We start from the raw sequence: 20,912 nt of genomic DNA on the forward strand, positions 1-20,912 counted from the left end.
AGCAGAGTAGTTAATTGAAGTTTCTGAGGTGAGCGTATGAACAAGTTACGATTTAAATTGGTATTTAGTAAACGCCTTGGCATGCTGGTGCCAATCGCCGAGATCGCGCGTACACATCAAAAATCAGTGACTTCAGTCTGTTCCGAAGGCAATGCTTGCGACAGTGAGACTGGTATTCCACTAACTTTTTGGAAAGTTTCAAGTGGCACCGTGGCATTGTTGTTGGCCGGTTGCTTGAGTATTTTATCTGCTCCGGTGTTGGCGATTGATGTCAACGCATTGCCAGTAAAAGACGCAAACTACACACTGCCGAGTGGGGTCCAAATTAACACCCCTGCCAATAACATCATGAACATTAATACAGCGATCCGTAATGCGATTATTCGCTGGAATAGTTTTAATATCGGCTCAAACGCGACTGTCAATTTCAATATGCCTGATGCACAATCCAGTGTGCTTAACCGCATCACAGGTAATTCTGCCAGCTATATTAACGGCATACTGAATTCCAATGGCCATGTTTATATTGTTAACCAAAACGGCATCTATTTTGGGGCAGGCTCGCAGGTGAATGTCGGCTCATTAACGGCAACAACACTGGATGGCAATAATATTGAGACCATTTATAAAAATGGTATTTTGTCTAATAAAAATGAGCCAGTGTTTTCTTTTGCTGACGCAGTTGGTGTGATTGAAGTCGCAGGTAAAGAGTACGACAAAGATGGCAATGTGGTCAAAGACGAGGCAAAGATTACCGCGAAATCCGGTGGTCGTGTCATGCTGCTCGCCCCGGATGTCACCAATAGCGGTATTATTAAAACGCCTGAGGGTCAAACCATTCTCGCTGCAGGCAAAACCATTTATCTCAGCACACTAGACAAATTTGCCGGATTGCTGGTCGAAGTGAGCTCAGGGGGTACTGCGACTAACCTGGGCCAGATTGTTGCTGATCATGGTAATGCGAGCTTGATTGGGTTGGCTGTCAACCAGCAAGGTACCATTTCGGCTTCGACTTCTGTACGTGCTAATGGCTCCATTTTTCTAAAAGCTGAGCAAATTGGCAGCAAGAGTGATTCTGTTAATATCAATCCAGTATATGGCAAAGTGACGTTAGGCAAAAATAGTCAAACATCGGTGACTATTGACGTTGATGATAAAGAAGAAATTACTGATAAGCAGCCCCTGCCACAATCTCTATATAGGCTGAATGGTACGCAAACAACGACCACTTTAATTGATGGCTCTGTGATCAATATACAGGGTAAAGATATCAATATTGATGGGCTTGTCGCGGCTAAGAGTGGACATGTGTTTGTAACTGGAACAGATGTGCAAAATAACAATAGCAGTATTTATCTTGGCGATAACGCTGTGATTGATGTTTCAGGGGTCAATGCCACCGCCCCTATGAGCCGTAATCAGTTGGCAATACAACTTTACTCTGATCAGTTACGGGATTCGCCTGTGCTAAGAGGCGGTAACTTGTTTAGTAAGATGTTATTTCTTGATGCACGCAAAGGCACCAAGCTATTAAGTCAGAGTGTGCTTGATGAGGCGAAGGCGGGTATTACCAGAACCATTGCAGAACGTTCTACAGACGGTGGCCAGGTCAATTTTTCAGCGGTTAATTTTGTTAGCAAAGCCGACTCTAAAATTGATCTTTCGGCGGGCAGCATCACTTATGATGAAGGGACTATCCGTGAGAGCAGTTTGCTGATTAATGGCAAGTGGGTATTGGCGTCAGACGCTTTGCCAAATGTGAATTATCAAAGTATTCAAGATTATTACTCCCTCTCTAGCTTGCGCTCAGGGCAAACCAGAACATGGGCGTTGACCGCCAATGGCTTGAATGGGCGGTCTTCAGCAGGTATTGCGACAGATATATCTGCTGGCGGCTATTGGCAGCCCAGTTACCAAGAGGGAGGCAATGCCGGTAGTTTGAGTCTGACCGCCACCAATATGGCTTTGCAAGGAGCAGTGCAGGCTAGCACGGTTGCAGGGTTATATCAACGCGGTGAGACGGTTGATCATGCGAGCCCACAGGGCGGCCAGTTTAAACTGGTTTATAACAACTCAGGTAGCTTGAATATTGTTTCTTCAACCAAAAAGCTTGCTGATGACTTTAACGAAGACAGCCAGCTGAGTACAGAGCAAACGCAAACTTCAGAGCTCAGCTCAGAAATGTTAGCGAATGGTGTCAATCGTGTAGTTATCAAAGCCACTGGCAAGGTCAATATCGATACCGACATCAATATGCAGGCGAATGGTAGCTTGTATGTGCAAGGCTCTGGCGGAATCAATGTCAACAACGATATTCGTTTACCTTCTGGTACAGTGACCCTGTCAGCTAGTCAAACTGCCGATGTGGAATTGGCTAACAATGTGAATATCAATGTTGCTGGCCTGTATACCAATGATTTGCCAGGGATCAGTGGTGCAATGCAGGGTAAGGTTGCGCTCAATGGCGGCAAAATAAATCTTGGTAGCATACGCCTTAATAAGGACACTGCTGAAATCCTCACAGATGACATTATCATTGATGCCGATAAAGTGACTACGCTATACAGTGGCCTGCGGATGGGCCAAGGTGCCACGCTGGATGCTTCAGCAGGTGCCTGGTTAAACAGTCTTGGTAAGGCGGCCGCTGGGAACGGCGGTGATATTACCGTCACGCTCGCTGACAACCAGATCACTGATAAAACTTTCAGTAGTTACGGCATGTTTATCAATGGACAGCAGACGTTGGGCGGGCATTTAACTGTCAATTTACAGGGGCAGCAATCAACCGGGCTGGTAGAGAATATCCAGCTGGGAGGAGCCAACCCACAGAAAAATGACACACTCTGGCTTTCTGAAAACTTCTTTAAACAAGGGGGCTTTTCTCAATTCAGCGTGAGTAATGCCCAGCGGTGGAACGGGGATGTTTTAATTGGTGATCAAGCGAATAGTGCAGTCACTATTGCCCCTGAGCAACATGCAAGGACCTTGACCGCCGCTGCCAAAGTTGCACAAAGTGGTAGTGAGTTGAGTGGCTTGGTGAATACAACATCCATGGCTGGGCGCTTGCGCTCACCAACGAGTCTTGAGGTGAAGGCTGGTGATGATCTGATCATGCAGTCCAATTCAAGCATCGTGACCGATGCACCCACCAGCAAGACTGGCCCACGCGGCAATGTGACGCTGACTTCCAACGGTCAGATGACGATTCTGGGTGACATTGCTGCGCCAGGGGCGGATATTAATCTTTCCATTAGTAATATTCCAAATGAAGGTGATTTCACAAGGCCCAATTACAGTTTTGACCCTACACTGAGTTTGTATTTGGGCGAGACGGCTTCTCTGGTTGCTAAAGCACAATATGTGAGGCCTCCAGCCAGTGACGGTAATTTGCGTTCAGCGTTTGTTACCAAGGCGGGGAATATCTCTTTAACTGCTGGTAATGGTGTACTGATAGCTAAGGAAGGTTCTCGGATTGATGTTTCTGGAACCAGCGGTAACGTTGACTTGAGAGTGGTTGGGGGATACTCAAGGCAGTCTGTTGCGGGGAGTGCGGGGACGATTTCGCTCACTGGCCGTGACGGTATAGCACTGGATGGTACCTTAGTCGGTGCTGCTTCAGGAGTGGGAGAGGCGGGAACGCTGAATATCACCCTTGGTGGTGCGTCCGGTCTCGGTACAGAGGGGGGTGCCCCGCCATTGTATTTTGCAAATGGTCAACGTGTATTAAATGTGACCAATAGCAAAGTAATCATGGCTGCGAATAACACCGCTGGTGGAAATAATAGCAACCTTATCGACACTTCAAATTCCGCTCTGCCTTTGACTACCGCAAAAGGGGTTGGCCAAATTTCAGCTGAACAAATTCGCCAGGGTGGGTTTGATAATGTGGCTTTGAAAGTGGCTAACGTCAGTACCACAGCCGGAGACGAAATCCACTTCGACAATACCACATTGAGTGTGCCATCGCTGTTAACCTTAGATGCCAGCTCATACTCAGGTTCGGCAAACTTGACGGCCTCTACATTGATATTAGCCAATAGCAGTGTGTCTATGCCAAGCACTCAACTGACAGCGGGTAGTGATACGTTTAAGGCGCAGGCAAACTTCATCGATATTCAGGGCAATATTGCCATCAATCAAGTGGCTTCTAGTCGCCTACAAAGTAAAACTGATATTCGGGCCCGCGCGATTGATTCTAGGTTAGGGGGTTCTGCGTCACTTTCTGCCCCTGGTTTGATTCAATTAGATGCCGGACAAGTTTATCCTTCAACGGCGACAGACTTTGTCGTAACAGCAACAGGCGCAGGTAGCACCATTGAGGTCACTAACCAGTCAAACACGTCAAGCGCTATGCCTTTATCTGCGGTTGGGACCCTAACCTTAAATGCTGACAACATTACCCAAGCAGGGGTATTGCGTGCGCCATTAGGCCAAATCACCCTCAATGCTGCTCAAAATCTCACATTGGCCTCTGGCAGCTTGACCTCAGTCTCTGCAGAGGGGAGTTTGATTCCTTATGCCGTCACAGCGCTTGGCGGAACTGAACTTGCTGATAGGCCTCGTGCAACCGACACATTCATGACAGCTATTGACAAGAAGAAAGTCACGCTCAATGCCAATAACATGAATTTGCAAGCGGGTTCTCGGATTGATATCTCTGGGAATGGCGATACGCTGGCGTATGAATGGATTCAAGGCATTGGCGGCTCATTGGATACCTTATCCCAATCAGGCTATTACGCTGTATTGCCATCATTGGGGAATCAATATGCCCCCTATGATTATTTAATGAGCGCCGGTTCTGATGTCGGCATTGGGCAGGCGATCTATCTGTCCGGCGGCAATGGTCTGGCGGCAGGAAAATACACACTACTGCCTGCACATTATGCACTTTTACCTGGTGCTTTCTTGATTAGCGCCAACGGCACCAATCTGCAACTCAACACGCAGTTAACACAGTCAGACGGTAATGGATTGTCTTCAGGCTATTTGACCAAGTTGGATGGCACCAGCCGAGGTCAATACACCAGCTTTAATATCATTAATGGCGATACTTTTTACAAGGATTATGGCAGCAAAAACTATAAAGGGGTTGCAGACTATCTGCTGACCTCCGGCAATACTTTATTGACCAAAAACGCATTGAGGGATGGCAAGGATATTCCGAGGCTGACAAAAGATGCTGGTCAACTTGTGCTGGCAGCTGGCAATAGCCTGAATATTGATGGGGCGATCAATACCAATGCCGCTGCAGGCGGTAAAGGGGCACTGGTCGATATTTCTTCGAATGATATTCGTGTTGTTTCAAGTGTCGATCCACAACTGACAGGGGTGTTGCAGATTGCCGCAAATCAGCTCAACAATATTAGCGCGGATTCTATTCTGCTTGGCGGTAGCCGCTCAGTGACTGGTAATAAACAGACCATCACCACCACAGCCTCTAATGTCAGTTTCACTAACGATAGTAATCATGCGGTGCAATCAGATGAATTAATCGTAGCGTCTAAAGATACGATTACCGTGAATCAAGGGGCAGTCATCCGCACAGGTGTAAGAGCTGATACAACAGGTAAAACGACACTGGTCACAAGTGGAGATGGTTCAGTTCTGGCTGTATCTGCCAAAAATGATTTTGATTTTTCTAGAACCGATGTATCGGCTACGCCAACCGCCGGCAATTTAACAGTAGCAGAAGGTGCCAGTGTACATTCGGCACGTTCATTGGTGCTGGATGCGACCAGCAGTGCTGATTTATCCGGCACGACTGAGGTGGAAGAGGGGGGTACCGTCACGCTGGGCTCAAATCAATATTCAATTGGTGACAAGGCTGTCGCAGGCACTACGCGTATCAGCTCGGCTACTTTGGATGATTTTGGCCGCCTGTCTGCGATCACCTTCAACAGCTATAAAAACATTGATATTTTTGGCGCGGTGAACTTTGGCAACAGCAACCTGAACATTACCTTTAATACTGCAGGCATTGCACATCATGATGCAGGCGATGTGAGTATTTTTGCGAACAGCTTTAACCTCAAAAATACCAATAACAGCGTGTTTACAGCGCCTGGCGCTTCAACGGGTCAGTTGACTGTTAATGCCAATCAGATTTCATTTGCAGATACCGGCAAGGTTTCAAGCAATATTGATGGCTTTGATACTGTCGCCCTCAATGCAAACAAAGACGTGCGCTTTTCAGGGGCGGGTACGCTCAATGTAAACGCTGGTCAGACGACTGTGAATAGTGCGGTGATCACTGCAGATTCCGGCAGTAACTATACATTTGCCAATACTGGCAGCTTGCAGACACTGGCAAATGGCCAATCCGCCACAGACACTTCTGGTACAGGCGCAACGCTTAATTTGGCTGCCAATGATATGCAATTGGGCGGCAAAGTGGTCATGAAGGCGGGGGATGTGAATGCAGTTGCGCGAGTTGGCGATGTGAGAGTCGTCTCAGGTGGCGGCATTGACGTGTCCGCTGCAACCGTAGCGTTTGATGAAACACATTCAGCAACCACTGATGCAGGCAATATTCACCTGACTGCCCAGCAAGGTAATGTGCAGCTGGATAGTAATAGCTTACTTGACGTTTCTGGGGGCGCTACCAAAGGAAATGCCGGTAAATTACAGGTAGATGCAAAAAATGGCCGCTTTATCACGGCTGATAATACCTTGCAAGGCCAAGCCGCCAAGGGACAGAAAACAGCCTCTCTCCAGCTCGATGTCTCCAATCTGGATAATTTCAGCGATATGAACATGGCGTTAGAAACCGGCAAGTTTAACGAAAGCCGGGATATCCGGGTACGTAATGGCGATGTCATTATCGCGAATAGCGATACGGTGACGACACATACATTTACACTCGGTGTTGATAATGGCAATGCTACCGTGGCGGGTCATATCAATGCAGATGGTGATAAAGGTGGCGATGTAGCGATTTATGCCAATGGAGTAGTGACGTTGACGAATAACGCCCAAATCACCGCGCGTGGTACACAAGCGAACCAGTCAACGGGAGATTTGCAAACGGGTTCAGGTGGGACCGTGTTATTGTCCTCTGACAGTCTGGCTACTCAAAATGCCGTTTCTGCAGATTCTGGTGCACTCATTGATGTGAGTGGCTACGACAAAGCCGCAAATAACAATGTCGGAGTGGATGGCGCAGGTGGTTCAGTGACCTTGCGTGGCCGTCGTGGCAACAATGGCACGGCCAATACTGTGAATGTTGCATTCAATACTACTTCGGCGATCAAAGGCGCTAACGAGGTGGTGGTTGAAGGTAGCCGTACCTACACCTCGAATACATTCACTGCTGCAGCCATGGCTGGCATGATTACGGACACGAACAGTTTTTACAATGCCAATAACGGGGCGAGTGCTTATAGCGTGACTCAGGATGGTGTGGCTGCAAAAGTATTGCCGCACATAGAGGTTCGCAGTACGGCGGGTAGCTCTCCAACCGCAATGACGGTTGGGCCTGCTGATATAAACTTGCGTTCGTTTGGCAGTTTGTTGGCAGGGCGTGGCGGGTCATTGACCTTGCGCTCAAATGGTAATCTTAATTTGACCGGATCTTTAAGTGATGGCTTCAGTACCGCTACGACTGCGGGGTTATTGCAGTCAAATACCAGCACATTTAATTTTAATTTGATTGCCGGGGCCGACTATAGCGCTGCAAATATCACCGAGACTCAGGCAGGGACAGGTGATATCAAGCTCGAAAATAACAAACTCATCCGTACGGGTGAGGGCAATATCACCATTGCTGCGGGTGGCAATATGTCACTTGGAAATACAGGCTCCGTGATTTACACCGCTGGCAAACAGGTGCCTAATCTTAATGGTTTTACGCCAGCTTCTACTGGAACCAATGTGCCAACGGCAGCAAGCTATGTCAATAATGGCGGGGATATTGCCATTCAGGTTGCCGGAAACATTACTGGTGTAGCCACGACACAAAGCGTCAACCAGTGGTTGTTACGTCAGGGGGGTAATGGTGCAGATACCAGCTGGTGGGTTCGTCCAGACTTGTTCCAGCAGGGGATTGCTGCACTGGGTGGCGGCAATGTCAGCATTCAGGCTGGAGGTAATATCACTAACGTTTCCGCCTCCTCAGCAACCAATGCTCAATTTGTCAAAACGCTTGATGCGCAAGGCAATGAAGTCCGTACAAGCTTGGTAAACGGTGGCGGTGATGTGTCAGTGTCAGCTGGGGGCAATCTTGTGAATGGTGTCTACTATGCCGGTCGTGGGCAGCTTGATTTACAAGCGGGGGATAGCATTCCAGGACCAGCAGATGCAGCCCAGGTACCCGGTGCCAATGGCGTTGTGATTGCTCTGCAGGATGCCAGTGCAACAGTTACAGCCAAAAACAATATCAAAGTACAAACGGCTTTTAACCCAACGCTTTGGATGCAAGGCGTTTTAACAGCGGCGAGTCAAATTACAAATAGTACTTTCTTCAATACTTATGCTGAAGACTCTGCTTTAAACGTGACTTCTTTGTCTGGCAATGTCGAGGTTGGCCAAAGTAACAGGACATCTATTTCGAGTACAGGGTTTAGTTCGCAAGCGTATGGTACTGTAACCGGTCTTGAAATGTCAGCTATTCATCCTGGTACAGTAAATGCAACAGCTTTCAATGGCGATATCACAGCCTATAGAATGATTCTTGCACCTAGTAAGCTCGGTAATTTGAATTTGATGGCCGCGGGTAACGTCCTTGCTGGAGCTGGATTAATTGCAGGGACAAAGTCTACAGCGAACATTCTTATTTCGGATGCCGATTTAAGCACAGTGTTGAATGTGTTTAACCCGACCATAGGTAGCCCGAGCAATGGTACCATTACCAGCATTCTGGCCAGTATCAAAACCGGTGTTTCTGCAGTGCCTGTGCATCAAAATGATTCAACGCAAGCTACAATCATCGCCCGTGATGGTGATGTGAGACTGACCGGTTCGCCTTCAAGTGATGTCGACAATGTTTACGGTATCAAATCATCAAAACCGGTTTACATCAGCGCGGGTAATAACGTGACCTTACATGCCTCTATTCAGCACAATAATGTTGGTGATGTGTCTGAAATCCATGCGGGTAAAGACTTTGTGATGGATAACGGCGAACTAGGTTCGCGTGTCGATATTAATGGACCTGGTGAGGTACTGATTGAAGCTGGTCGCAATATTGATCTGGGCAATACCAGCGGCATTCTCTCGCTCGCAAATACTGTGAATCCCAATCTTTCCGATAAAAGTGCGAATGTCACCTTGCTGGCTGGCATGGGTCAATCTGGCGCAGATATAGATAGTTTTGTAGGGACTTATATTAATCCAACTGGCGCCGGCCCTGCCTCTCTACAAGGCAATGCAGAGGCATTGGCGGAATATCGTCAGGGCACGGCAACGCGGGTGCAGGCGTATATGAACGAAATCACTGGTAGTAAAAATCCGGTGACGGGTCAACCCTATACGCAGCAAGAAGCAATGGCAGGCTTTTTAAGTCTGGATAAAACCCAGCAAAAGGTGTTTGCCTTGCGTGAGTTCCAGGTAGAGTTGTTGGCTGCTGGTAAAGAGTACGTGAAGAATAAGAGCACGGTAAGAAGTGATAATGTGATTGCCTCACTGTTCCCGGCCAAAGACTACAGCGGTGACATCTTGATGTATCAAAGTCAGATCAAAACCTCAAGAAATGGCAATATCAGCTTGTTTGCGCCTGGCGGTTTGGTGAATGCGGGTATCGCGGGTAATAGTTCTGTGGGTGATCGCATCGGTATTGTGACTGAAAAAGGCGGTAGCATTAATTCTTATTCTGATGGCAGTTTTATGGTGAACCAGTCTAAAGTGATTACACAGTACGGTAGTGACATTTTGATCTGGTCTAATCATGGCGATATTGATGCTGGTCGGGGTTCAAAAACCGCGATATCAGTGCCTGAGCGAGTGGTTACCCCCAATGCATATGGCGATATTACTGTTGAGGTGAAAGGGGTCGCTTCAGGTTCGGGTATTCGTGCCCAGAGTTATGATCCTGATGGCCCAAGCGGCAGCATTGTTGCACCTGATAAAGGCTCAGTCGCATTATTCGCGCCGCGCGGATTACTTGATGCAGGTGAGGCGGGGATTGAGGCGGGTAACTTGTTGATTGGGGCCCCCGTCATTTTGAATGCCTCCAATATTTCAGTGTCCGGTAGTTCGGCTGGTGTTCCTGCAGCAGATACAGGTAGCTTGGCCGGGTCATTGGCGAACTCAACCAACACATCAGCAGGTGCCAGCAATGCGCTGACAGAAAACCTGGCTAGTCAGATGAGTAGCCAGAATACTGTTCCACGTGACTTGCCACCAATTGTCACGGTTAAAACCATCCGCCTCGAAGATTAGCCGGTGACGTTTCACACTTTTATGCCCGCCTTTTGGTGGGCGTTTTTATTTGTGCTTCCCACCTCGGTTCAGTCATGAAACATCGTCTTTTCTATGGTCTATTTTGACCACCACCGGACTAGCAGCCCCATAGTCAAGCAAGACTAAAAAAGTACAAATCGAGCCCTATTTTTAGCAGTTCTCATAGTCCGAGCTACCTAGTGTTATGGCGCGAAAATTAATATTGGCAGCAATCTAAGTTGCTAAAGTATTCAGGATTTTACGTGAGCGGATAACGACGGAGTTCTGAATGAAACTAAAAAAAATGCATTGGTTGCTGGCTTGTCTGGGCTGGTCTTCTTTAAGTCTTCCTTTACATGCCGAGGTGGTGATTAGCCAGATTTATGGTGGTCAAGGCAGTGTTTATAACCAGGACTACGTTGAGTTATTCAACAACGGTAGCGCTGCGGTTGATATCAGTGGCTGGTCTGTGCAGTATGCCAGCGCGACAGGGACGGGGAATTTTTCTGCCAATGGGGTGACTGCTCTTTCTGGCTTGTTGCAAGCTGGTCAATATTACCTAGTGGGTTTGCGTAGCGCAGCTAACGGTTCAGCCTTGCCAACGCCTGATGCCAGCAATAATGGCACTGATATGAGTGGCACCAATGGCAAGGTGGTGCTGGTTAAGAGCAGTACTGGCCTGACTTGTAATGGTAGCTCTAACCCATGTAGCAGCAGCCAGCTGGCGCAGATTGCCGATCTGGTGGGCTATGGCACGGCCAATTTTGCTGAGGGTTCAGCAGCGCCGGCGATTAGCAGCAGCAAGGCCTTGTTGCGCAAAGGCGACGGTTGTCAGGATACCAACCAGAACAGCAGCGATTTTGTCGCTGGTACGCCTGCGCCACGCAATAGCAGCACGGCCGTGAATGTGTGCGGTGGCGGCAATAGTGGTGGCGGCAGCACAGGTAATCAACCGATTGTGACTTCCTGCCCGGCGATTACGCTGCAAGTGGGCGAGGCTGGTGCAGGTCAGGTGCAGGCGTCGGATGCTGACAGTGTAGTGAATGCCGCGACCCTGGCTTCTAATGCGCCCAATGGTGTCAGCCTGGTTAATTTTGCCGCAGCCAGCAATGATGGCCAGTCTGCCAGCGCTTCTTTACAGTTGGATGGTAGCCTGCCTGCCGGACAATATACGGCCGATATCCAGTTTGCCAATAACGAAGCGCAGACCGCGACTTGTACCGTCAATATCACGATCAAAAACAGCAATATCACGCGTATTTACCAGATTCAGGGCAGCGCATTGGGCACCGCCTCCGTCAGTCCACTAAATGGGCAAACCGTCACCACTGAAGGTGTGGTCACAGCTGTGTTCCCAGGCTTGAATGGGTTTTACCTGCAAGATGCGACTGGCGATGGTAATCCACAAACGTCAGATGGTGTCTTTGTATATCTGGGTTCAGGCGTGACACCCACCGTCAGCAAAGGCCAAAAAATCCGCCTGACCGCCAATGTGACCGAGTTCAATACCATCACTGAGCTGGTGAATGTGAGTGGTTTGCAAGTATTAAGCAGCAACAATGTCATCTTGCCGACCGACATCAGCCTGCCTGAAGTGACCGAGGGCGATCTGGAAGCCTACGAGGGCATGCTGGTGCGTATCACCACCCCAATGACCGCCTCACAGAATTACTTTTTGGGCCGTTATGGTCAAGTCACGCTGTCTGCGGATGGCCGCATGCTCAAGCCTAGCAATCTTTTCCCAGCCAACTCTGCGGCAGCAGCCCAGTTAGCTGATGAGAATGCCCGCCGCCGTTTGGTGCTGGATGACGGCAGCAGTGCGCAAAATCCTAACCCGATTCCGTTTATCGGTGAAGACAATACGCTGCGCGCCGGCGATATAGTACAAAACCTGACAGGGGTGATTGATTATGGCCTGATCACGGCCTCCAGCACCGGTCCACGCGATTACAAGTTGAATCCTACCGAGCCTGTGCAGTTCCAGCGTGAAAACCCACGTACGGCAACGCCTGCCAGCGTGCCGGGCAATCTCAAGATTGCCAGCTTTAACGTGCTGAATTACTTCACCACCTTTGCCAATGGCGCCACAGCGAGCGGCCAAACTGGCCAGGGCTGCAGCCTGGGCGGCAGTGTTTCTGCCTCTAACTGCCGCGGTGCCAACAACCTGGCCGAGTTTAACCGCCAGCGTAACAAAATCATCCGCGCATTAAGTGCAATGAATGCGGACGTGGTGGGCCTGATGGAAATCCAGAATAACGGCAGCACCGCTGTCCAAAATCTGGTCGATGGCTTGAATGCCGCGGTTGGCGCCAATACTTATGCGGCGATTGCTGATCCAGTCACTGGCACAGGGACTGACGCGATCAAAGTGGCGATGATCTACAAGCCTGCCAAGCTGACCCCGGCTGCGGCGGCCTTGTCTGATAACGACAGCATCAACAACCGTCCAACCTTGGCACAAACCTTCAAGGCGGCCAATGGCGAAAAATTCACAGTGTTGGTCAACCACTTTAAATCCAAGAGCTGTTCGGATGCCTCCGGTAGCAACGCCGATCAGGGCGATGGCCAGGGTTGTTACAACACGCGCCGTGTGGCCCAGGCCGATCGTCTGTTGCAATTTATCAATACCGTACAAGCGCAAGCAGGTGATCAGGATGTGGTAGTGATTGGCGACCTGAATAGCTATGGCAAAGAAGATCCTATCCTCACCCTGACCTCAGGCGGCTTGCAGGACCAGATTGCCCGCTTTAGTGGCGACAGTGATTACTCCTACGTGTTTGATGGCGAGTCTGGCTATATCGACCACGCCTTGGCCAGCAACAGCATGGCGGCACAAGTGACTGGTACCACCCACTGGCACATCAATGCCGACGAGCCCATGGTGATTGATTACAACACCGAATTCAAACCACAAGACCTGTATAGCGATAGTCCATACCGCTCATCAGACCATGACCCGGTGATTGTCGGCGTGCAATTGGTGAAAACAGTCAATGGCACGAATCAGCGCGATACGCTGACCGGCACCGCAGGCGATGACGTGCTCACCGGCGGCTTGGGTGCAGACACCCTCACTGGTCTTGCCGGGCGCGATACCTTTGTTTACCAGAGCATGCGTGATGCTACTGACACCATTACCGACTTTACGCCAGGTGAAGACCAGTTGCAGATCAGCGAATTGCTGCAAAGCCTGGGTTATAGCGGCAGCCAGCCGTTTGCCGATGGCTTCGCCCGCTGGGTGAGCGTATCAGGCGGCGTGCAATTGCAAATCGATGCCGATGGCACAGGAGGGACGGCCACCGCCAGACCACTGGTCACACTGAAAGGATTAGCCATGAATCAACTGGATGCACAACGCGATGTGCGCTGGTAATCAACCATAACAAATCAATAAGTTGTTTTTAACAAACCGAGTGAGAGGATATTTAAGATGAAAAAAATCAGTTTAATGGCAGCTTTATTGCTGTCTAGCCAAGCCAATGCGGCACTGAATGCCGGTGACATCATGTTCACTGCGTTTAATGCCGATGAAGATGGTTTGTCATTTGTGACCTTTGTCGATCTGGCAGCCAACACCACTATTTACTTCAGTGATAACGAATGGACCGGCAGTGCTTTCAACAGTGGCGAAAGCTACAACCAGTGGGTGTCCAGCGACGTCGTTGCTGCAGGCACAGTGGTGCGTTTCTCCGCCTACGATAAAACCAGCCTGTCAGCGTCTACCGGCGTGTTGTCCCGCGTGACTGTCAGCGGTAACAGCAATTGGGGCATCTCCAATTCTGGCGAAACTGTCTACGCCTATCTGGGGACTGCTGCGACTGCACCAACCACATTCTTGAGCGCAATTACTAACGGGACGTTTGATGCTAATGGCCCGTTGAACAACACTGGTTTGACTGCAGGCGTGAACGCCATTGAATTGACGGCCAAAGCAGGGGCTTCTAGCGAGCCAGACTACGCTGAATACAACGGTGTACGTAGCGGCCTGAGCAATTTTGCGGATTACAAGGCGCAAGTGGCTAACGTCAACAACTGGAACGTAGACAGCGTAAACAATAGTGCGTCTGCAGCAGTGGTCCCTGATACAACGGCCTTTACCGTGGCAGCCGTCACCCCTGTACCCGAAGCTGACAGCGTAGGTATGTTGCTGGCCGGTTTAGGTGTGTTGGCACTGGTCCGCCGCCGTCAAGCCCGTTAATCGCTCAAACGTCTATCAACTATTTATCAAAAGTGTCATGCAAACGCATGGCACTTTTTGGAGAAAAGCATGTTTAAACTGAAACAATTAGCGGCGTGTGTGGCTTTGGCCATGAGCGCCAGCAGCGTGTGGGCTGAGGGCGTGACCCTGTTGCATGTAGGGGATCAGGAGAGCTGGTTGCTGTCTGCCCAGGGCAACCTGCGCGACACCAGTGCCCAGGCAATTTCATTTTATGGTGGTGTGGACCGCCTGGCGACCGTGATCAAAAATGCCGAAACGGCAGCGATTGCGCAAGGCCGCACCGTGCTTAAGCTCAATGCGGGCGATGCCTTTTTGCCTGGTCCACGTTTCACGGCCAGCCTGAACAACCTGTCTACCAGCTACAGTGATGGCGGCCAGGATTTTTATGACGCGATTGCCTTGCGCCAGATTGGCTTTGATGCCATGGTGTTTGGCAACCACGAGTTTGATCTGGGCCCACAAATGGCGGCGCGTTTTGCTAAAGTGACAGGCAGCACCTATCTTTCTAGCAACCTGGACTTTAACGCCACCGCTGAATTCAGTGCTTTAAAAGCCAGTGGTCAAGTGGCACCTTCTAAAGTGATCACCACCGCAGCCGGGCATAAAATTGGCCTGGTCGGGGCGACTACTCCTCTGTTGCCTACCATTTCTTCACCGGGTGCAGTCAGCGTGATTGGCTACGATGCCAACCACACCGAGGCACAAAACCTGCAAGCCTTGATTCCCCTAATTCAGGCTGAAGTCAATCGGCTGCGTAACGAGCAAGGGGTGACGACCGTCATCATGATGAGCCATCTGCAAAATGCAGCGAATGAGATCGATATCGTGATCCCGGCATTGACAGGGGTAGACCTGGTATTGTCTGGTGGCGGCCATGAACTCATGGTGGATCCAGATGACCTGCTGATCAACGGCGGTGTGGCAGCAACCTATAACTCTGATCCGGTCTATGCGGTTGATGCCAATGGACGAAATGTACCAGTGATGACCAGCCATTTTGGTAACCGCTATGTGGGCCAGCTAAACTTTAGCATTGATGATGCCAAAGGCACGTTTACCGGGGTGGAGTCGAGCAAGATGATGCGTGTGTCTGGTGCTGCCGCGGATGCTGACCGCGTGACTGGCGATGCGACGTTGCAAAGCAAGGTGGTGACGCCTGTGCAAAACTATATCAATGCGCTCAATGCACAAATCATCGGCACCACCGCGGTGAAATTAAACGGCCCCACACATACGTCCTGTTCTGCGTTGCCGTGTACGTTTGTTGCGGGTGTGCGTAATGCTGAAACCGGCTTGGGCGATTTGGTGGCTGACGCGATGCGTTTTGCCGGTAAAACTGATGTGGCGATTCAGAACGGTGGCGGTATACGTACCAATATCGCGGCGGCTGGCAATGTCTCTGTCGGTGACACCTTTAATATCCTGCCATTTACCAACCTGGTTAAACGTGCGCCTTCTATGAACGCGACCCAGCTGAAAGACTTGCTGGAACACGGTTATGGCGACACCAGCCCGACCGGTCGTGCCAATGGCCGCTATGCCCAGATTTCTGGCATGCAAGTGATCTACGACAGCCGCAATCCGGCCAGAACCACGCAAGGCACGGGGAGCCGCATTCAACGTGTGGTGCTGGATGACGGCACCGTGCTGATTGATAACGGTGTGGTCGTCAACAATAGCCGCACCTTCTCCTTCACCACCATAGACTTTACTGCCGCTGGTGGCGATGGTTACCCGTTTGCAGCCAATGGTGTGGTGTTTGAAAACAGCCCATTCACGATCACCTATCAAGAGGCATTAGCCAATTACATCCAAACGCCTAAGTCTGAAGGTGGCCTGGGTCGCTTGAACAATGCCGATGGCGATGAAATTACCACCAACCTGTATGGCTTGGAAAACCAGTACGACAAAGGCGGTCGTTTGATTGACCTGGCGATTGCCAGCTCGACTGCTGGTGTGACCCGCATGGGTACAGCTGGCCGTGATGTGCTGGTAGGCACTGCGGGTGACGACATCATGAATGGTGGCCTGGGCGTGGATACGCTGACAGGTGGCGCCGGCAACGACGTGTTTGTTTACAGCAGCCTACGTGAAGCTGGCGACACCATCACTGACTTTACCCCTTATGCAGACAAAGTGCAGTTGACCGCTTTGCTGGCTTCACTGGGCGTGTCTGCCAATACTGCATTGACTGGTGGCTATCTGCGCCTGGTGGATGTGACCGGCGGTGTGCAGCTTTGGGTAGACAGTGACGGTGCTGCAGGCCCTGCGGCCGCAAAACCGTTGGTGACGCTCAAAGGCCTGACGGCAAAACAAGTGATCCCTGCGCGTGATTTCACACTTTAATGCTCAAGTTTTCACAGTTTTACTAATGCATACTTTTACGATTTCAAAGTTTTCTAGAGGAATATTGCAATGAATATGATCAAAAAACTCACCTTGGTGGCCTTGCTGGGAGTGGTGATGCCTGCGCAAGCGGCCATTCAATCCCTGCAGTTTAATGGCCTGGTGGATTCCGGTTATTACAATGGCACCAGCTACCAAGGCTTATTTAGCTTTGATGACGCTGGTCTGCTGTCCAGCGGCACTGAGTTAATTAACCTGAGCAGCTTGAACTTCAAATTTGGCAGCAGCCTGTTTGACTTGGGCACGCCTGCATTATCCAGTGCGACGGCTGTGTTTCAAGATGGCGTATTTACTGGCATTGAGTGGTCTGTGGATTCCAACAGCCCGGCGATAGGCTTTAGCTTTATCGCGGGCAGTGCCGATGCCTCCGATGCTTTCTTTGCTTATGACACCAAATTGGGCTTGTCCGGTACCGGCAGCCTGACTTACGCCGCCGCGGTGCCAGAGCCCACTCAGTCTGGCCTGATGTTGCTGGGTTTGGGCGTGATTGGCTGGATCGCTACCCGCCGTCAGTCATAACGCTGTTCTGACACCAAACAAGCCCGGTTCGCCGGGCTTTTTTGCATTCTGGCTATATGTCAGAAAAAACTAGTCCGACTAGTCCTGTCTTAATGTGACTGCAACATTCCCTCTTTAGACTTGCTGCTCAAATTCACTTGTCAGCAAAACTATGAAGAACACACTTGGTTTATTGGTTGCAATTTTAGGGCTCACATTCTCTGTTTCTGGCGTGGCCGCATGGAACAAAGACTGGGCTACTCAGCAAAAAATCAGCATAGACACCGCCAATATCAAAGAGGCAGTCAATCAGGCGCCGGTGCTGGTGCGTCTGCATTCTGGCAATTTTGATTTCACCAGCGCCAATGTTGATGGTGCCGATTTGCGTTTTATTGCCGCAGATGACAAAACTGAACTTAAATTTTTACTCGAAAAATATGATGCCGTGAACGAATTGGCCGTGGCTTGGGTGGTGTTGCCACAAGTTTCTTCTGCCAATAAAGAATTGTTTATCAGCGTGGCAGCAGGTAATGAGTCTGCCACTGCAGCCAGTGATGCGCAGGCGCTAAATGATCCTGCATTGTTAGCCCGTTTTGCCTTTTCTGAAACTGCATTGCTCAAGGATAGCGGCCCGAGCCAACTCACGGCCAGCGGCAACGCGACTGTACAAAAAGCCGGGTTGATTGCAGAAAGCGCCGTACTGAATAACAGCCCATTGGCATTGTCTTTGCCAGCTGTGCCAGTGTTGGCGAATGGCAGCACCTGGTCGGTCTGGCTCAAGCCTGCCAGCTTGCCGCAAACCGCGGTACTGTTCAAAAGCGGGAATGTCAGCCTGCAGCTGGAGGGCAGCGCCTTGTCCTTGCAGGCTGGAAGCGCAACGACCAAAGCGGGCGAGTTAAAGGCCGGTCAATGGCAGCATGTGGCGTTGGTGTTTCAGGCTGGCCAAGCTTTGATTTACCTGAATGGCCAAGTCGCTGGCCAAGTCGCAGTGACCGATGCGCAAGCGGCCGCGACATTCACGATGGGCGAAAACCTGAATGCTGAAGTGGATGAGCTGCAGCTGGCCAATACGGCTCGCAGTGCCGCCTGGTTGACCTTGGTTGCCCAATCACAAGGCGCGGATGCCAGCATGGTGAAAGTAGCGGCTGCCGGTGAGGAAGAAGAGGGCGAAGGCGGCGAAACCAACTACATGGGCATTCTGATCAACAGCCTGACCGTGGACGCCAAAGTGGTGATCGCGATTCTGGCAGTGATGTTTGCCATCAGTGCCTGGGTGATGTTTAGCAAGGCCCGCCTGGTCAGCCGGACGGACAAAGACAATGACTTGTTCCTGAAGCGTTTTCAACAATCTAACGCAGCCGACTTGCTGGCACTGGACAAAACCGGCAGCTATACCCATTCCAGCCTGTTTGGCTTGTACAAAGCCGGCTTACGTGAAATCAAAAAACGTGAAGTGGATGGCAAAGTGGCGCTTGGTGGTGCTTCGATTGATGCGATCAAGGCGGCTGTAGATGCTGACCTGGTGCGTGAAACCCAGCGCATGAACAGCATGATGGTGTTGTTGACGATTGCAATTTCCGGCGGACCCTTCCTGGGACTGTTGGGGACGGTGGTGGGTGTGATGATCACCTTTGCTGCCATTGCTGCTGCGGGTGACGTCAACGTGAACGCGATTGCGCCTGGTATTGCGGCCGCATTGCTGGCGACTGTGGCTGGTCTGGGCGTGGCGATTCCGGCCTTGTTTGGTTACAACTATCTGGCTAGCCGTGTGAAAAACATCACCATCGCCATGCAGATTTTTGTCGATGAATTCATTACCCGTACTGCTGAGCTTTACGGCAAGGAATAAGGCATAAGCGATGTCAGAAGGCGTCAAAGAAGAGAACCAGCTCTACGACGAGATCAACATTACGCCCATGCTGGATCTGGCGTACGTACTGCTGGTGATTTTTATCATCATGACGACCGCCTCTGTGCAAGGCGTCAAGGTCGATATGCCACACACCGTGAACTCTGCTGCCTTGGCCAAGCCGCAAATGCGCGCGATTACGGTCACCAGTGACGGCAGTGTTTATCTCGATGCGTTCCCGGTCGACATGGCGCAGCTCGAGCAACGCCTGGCGCAATATAAAAGCAGCAATCCCGAGTTGCCGGTGGTGCTCAAAGGCGATGCCGCCGCGCATTATGAAAAGGTCTCTGAAGTGCTGGAAATCTGCAAGCGGCTGGACATTACTGAAGTCGGCCTGGTGACCAAGAAAGTGGTGGAGTAAGCCATGCAAGTCCAGAACGACGCTCAACCATACGACACCATCAACATCACGCCTATGTTGGACCTGGCCTATGTGCTGCTGGTGATTTTTATCCTGATGACCACGGCGGGCGTGCAAGGCCTGACCATGAATCTGCCCAAACCGTCTAACAAGCCCAGCACCGAAAAACACGACATCAAAATCGTGCAGGTGCAGCAGGGCGGCACGCTAACCATCAATGGGGTTGGCGTGACCATGGCCGAGCTGGAAACCCAGCTGAATCAGGCCAAGGCCATGGACCCGAAATTCAACGTCATGATCAAAGGCCAGCCGCAAGCGCCTTATGCCGGCGTGATTGGCGTGATTGACCTGGTCAACCGCCTGCAAATTGAAAACGTCGGCCTGGTCACCGGCAAGATCGGGACCTAGGGGATGGAGATGGAAGATAACCTTTCCACGGACACCCAGGTGCAACCTGCACGCCTGTGGGCAACCCGCATCCTGATCTTGGTGCTGGTGTTGGCGGTGTTGGCCGGTATCGCCTATGGCATCAAGAAATTGTTCTCGGGTGGGCCGACACAGAAAAAACAAATCACTACTGTGAAGTTGCTGCCGGATACGCCGCCTCCGCCCCCGCCGCCACCCCCTAAGGAGCCGCCCAAGGAAACGCCGAAAGAGCAGCCAAAAGAAGCGCCCAAGGAACCTGAACCGAAGCCCGTTGAAGCACCACCGGCAGAGAACCTCAAGATGGAGGGCGCGGCTGGAGATGGCCCAAGTCCTTTCCAGTCCGGTGCCGTGAATAATGAGTACAAGGGGGGCGACGTCACCACTGGCCCCAAAATTGGCGGCAAAAAGAATATGGCCGCATTTGCCTGGTTTACCAACAAGGTGGATGCGCAAATCAAAAAAGCGCTGGATGCCGAAAGTGGACTGAGCAAAGTGAAGTATCAGGTCGATGTCAGGGTGTTTTTAAACGCCCAGGGCGACATTGACCATGCGGAATTGATTGACTCCAGTGGCGATGCTGAAACCGATGCCTTGATCCGCAAAGTATTGAGCCGGATTCCGCCGTTGAAAGAGTCGGCGCCAGAGGATATGCCAAGAAAGGTCATCGTCAGAATGGCCTCAAAAAACATGTCATGAAGTACGGAACACACAACAGC

The 20,912-nt window shown here is 50.7% G+C and carries 9 protein-coding genes; all 9 read left to right on the top strand.

Features of this window, described 5'->3' with window-relative positions; genetic code table 11:
- Nucleotides 1–36 precede the first annotated feature (36 nt).
- The 9 genes from ACIDF8_RS05830 (at nucleotide 37) to ACIDF8_RS05870 (ending at nucleotide 20,892) form a co-directional block, all read left to right on the top strand.
- The gene (locus ACIDF8_RS05830) at nucleotides 37–10,377 is read left to right on the top strand and encodes a filamentous haemagglutinin family protein (protein ID WP_412009682.1); all 10,341 of its coding nucleotides are present in this window, start codon (nucleotides 37–39) and stop codon (nucleotides 10,375–10,377) included.
- A 289-nt stretch (nucleotides 10,378–10,666) separates the two neighbouring features.
- Nucleotides 10,667–13,750 carry an ExeM/NucH family extracellular endonuclease gene (locus tag ACIDF8_RS05835; RefSeq protein ID WP_412009683.1) on the top strand — a complete coding sequence of 1,028 codons (3,084 nt, stop codon included), beginning with the start codon at nucleotides 10,667–10,669 and terminating at the stop codon, nucleotides 13,748–13,750.
- A 57-nt stretch (nucleotides 13,751–13,807) separates the two neighbouring features.
- Nucleotides 13,808–14,575: a PEP-CTERM sorting domain-containing protein gene (locus ACIDF8_RS05840; protein WP_412009684.1), complete on the top strand. Its 768-nt coding sequence runs from the start codon at nucleotides 13,808–13,810 to the stop codon at nucleotides 14,573–14,575.
- 69 nt (nucleotides 14,576–14,644) lie between these two features.
- Complete coding sequence (locus ACIDF8_RS05845) at nucleotides 14,645–16,942, top strand: 5'-nucleotidase C-terminal domain-containing protein (RefSeq protein WP_412009685.1); 2,298 nt, start codon at nucleotides 14,645–14,647, stop codon at nucleotides 16,940–16,942.
- A 69-nt stretch (nucleotides 16,943–17,011) separates the two neighbouring features.
- Nucleotides 17,012–17,521 (top strand): PEP-CTERM sorting domain-containing protein, encoded by a 510-nt coding sequence (locus tag ACIDF8_RS05850; RefSeq protein WP_412009686.1) that lies wholly within the window; start codon nucleotides 17,012–17,014, stop codon nucleotides 17,519–17,521.
- A gap of 151 nt (nucleotides 17,522–17,672) precedes the next feature.
- Nucleotides 17,673–19,349, top strand: a complete 1,677-nt coding sequence (locus tag ACIDF8_RS05855; protein ID WP_412009687.1) for a DUF2341 domain-containing protein — start codon at nucleotides 17,673–17,675, stop codon at nucleotides 19,347–19,349.
- A gap of 10 nt (nucleotides 19,350–19,359) precedes the next feature.
- Entirely contained in the window at nucleotides 19,360–19,770 is a 411-nt protein-coding gene (locus ACIDF8_RS05860) for an ExbD/TolR family protein (protein ID WP_018986307.1), read from the top strand.
- Nucleotides 19,771–19,773: 3 nt separating this feature from the next.
- The gene (locus tag ACIDF8_RS05865; RefSeq protein WP_194747416.1) at nucleotides 19,774–20,178 is read left to right on the top strand and encodes an ExbD/TolR family protein; all 405 of its coding nucleotides are present in this window, start codon (nucleotides 19,774–19,776) and stop codon (nucleotides 20,176–20,178) included.
- A gap of 9 nt (nucleotides 20,179–20,187) precedes the next feature.
- Nucleotides 20,188–20,892, top strand: a complete 705-nt coding sequence (locus ACIDF8_RS05870) for a TonB C-terminal domain-containing protein (protein WP_412009688.1) — start codon at nucleotides 20,188–20,190, stop codon at nucleotides 20,890–20,892.
- Nucleotides 20,893–20,912 lie beyond the last annotated feature (20 nt).

Origin of the sequence: Methylophilus sp. 3sh_L (genome assembly GCF_046766015.1) — a bacterium.
In the GTDB taxonomy this organism is placed as follows: Bacteria; Pseudomonadota; Gammaproteobacteria; order Burkholderiales; family Methylophilaceae; genus Methylophilus.

What these genes read in the sequence shown, in the direction of transcription:
- ACIDF8_RS05830 (WP_412009682.1), top strand. Translation starts at nt 37, where the DNA reads ATGAACAAGTTACGATTTAAATTGGTATTTAGTAAACGCCTTGGCATG.
- ACIDF8_RS05835 (WP_412009683.1), top strand. Translation starts at nt 10,667, where the DNA reads ATGAAACTAAAAAAAATGCATTGGTTGCTGGCTTGTCTGGGCTGGTCT.
- ACIDF8_RS05840 (WP_412009684.1), top strand. Translation starts at nt 13,808, where the DNA reads ATGAAAAAAATCAGTTTAATGGCAGCTTTATTGCTGTCTAGCCAAGCC.
- ACIDF8_RS05845 (WP_412009685.1), top strand. Translation starts at nt 14,645, where the DNA reads ATGTTTAAACTGAAACAATTAGCGGCGTGTGTGGCTTTGGCCATGAGC.
- ACIDF8_RS05850 (WP_412009686.1), top strand. Translation starts at nt 17,012, where the DNA reads ATGAATATGATCAAAAAACTCACCTTGGTGGCCTTGCTGGGAGTGGTG.
- ACIDF8_RS05855 (WP_412009687.1), top strand. Translation starts at nt 17,673, where the DNA reads ATGAAGAACACACTTGGTTTATTGGTTGCAATTTTAGGGCTCACATTC.
- ACIDF8_RS05860 (WP_018986307.1), top strand. Translation starts at nt 19,360, where the DNA reads ATGTCAGAAGGCGTCAAAGAAGAGAACCAGCTCTACGACGAGATCAAC.
- ACIDF8_RS05865 (WP_194747416.1), top strand. Translation starts at nt 19,774, where the DNA reads ATGCAAGTCCAGAACGACGCTCAACCATACGACACCATCAACATCACG.
- ACIDF8_RS05870 (WP_412009688.1), top strand. Translation starts at nt 20,188, where the DNA reads ATGGAAGATAACCTTTCCACGGACACCCAGGTGCAACCTGCACGCCTG.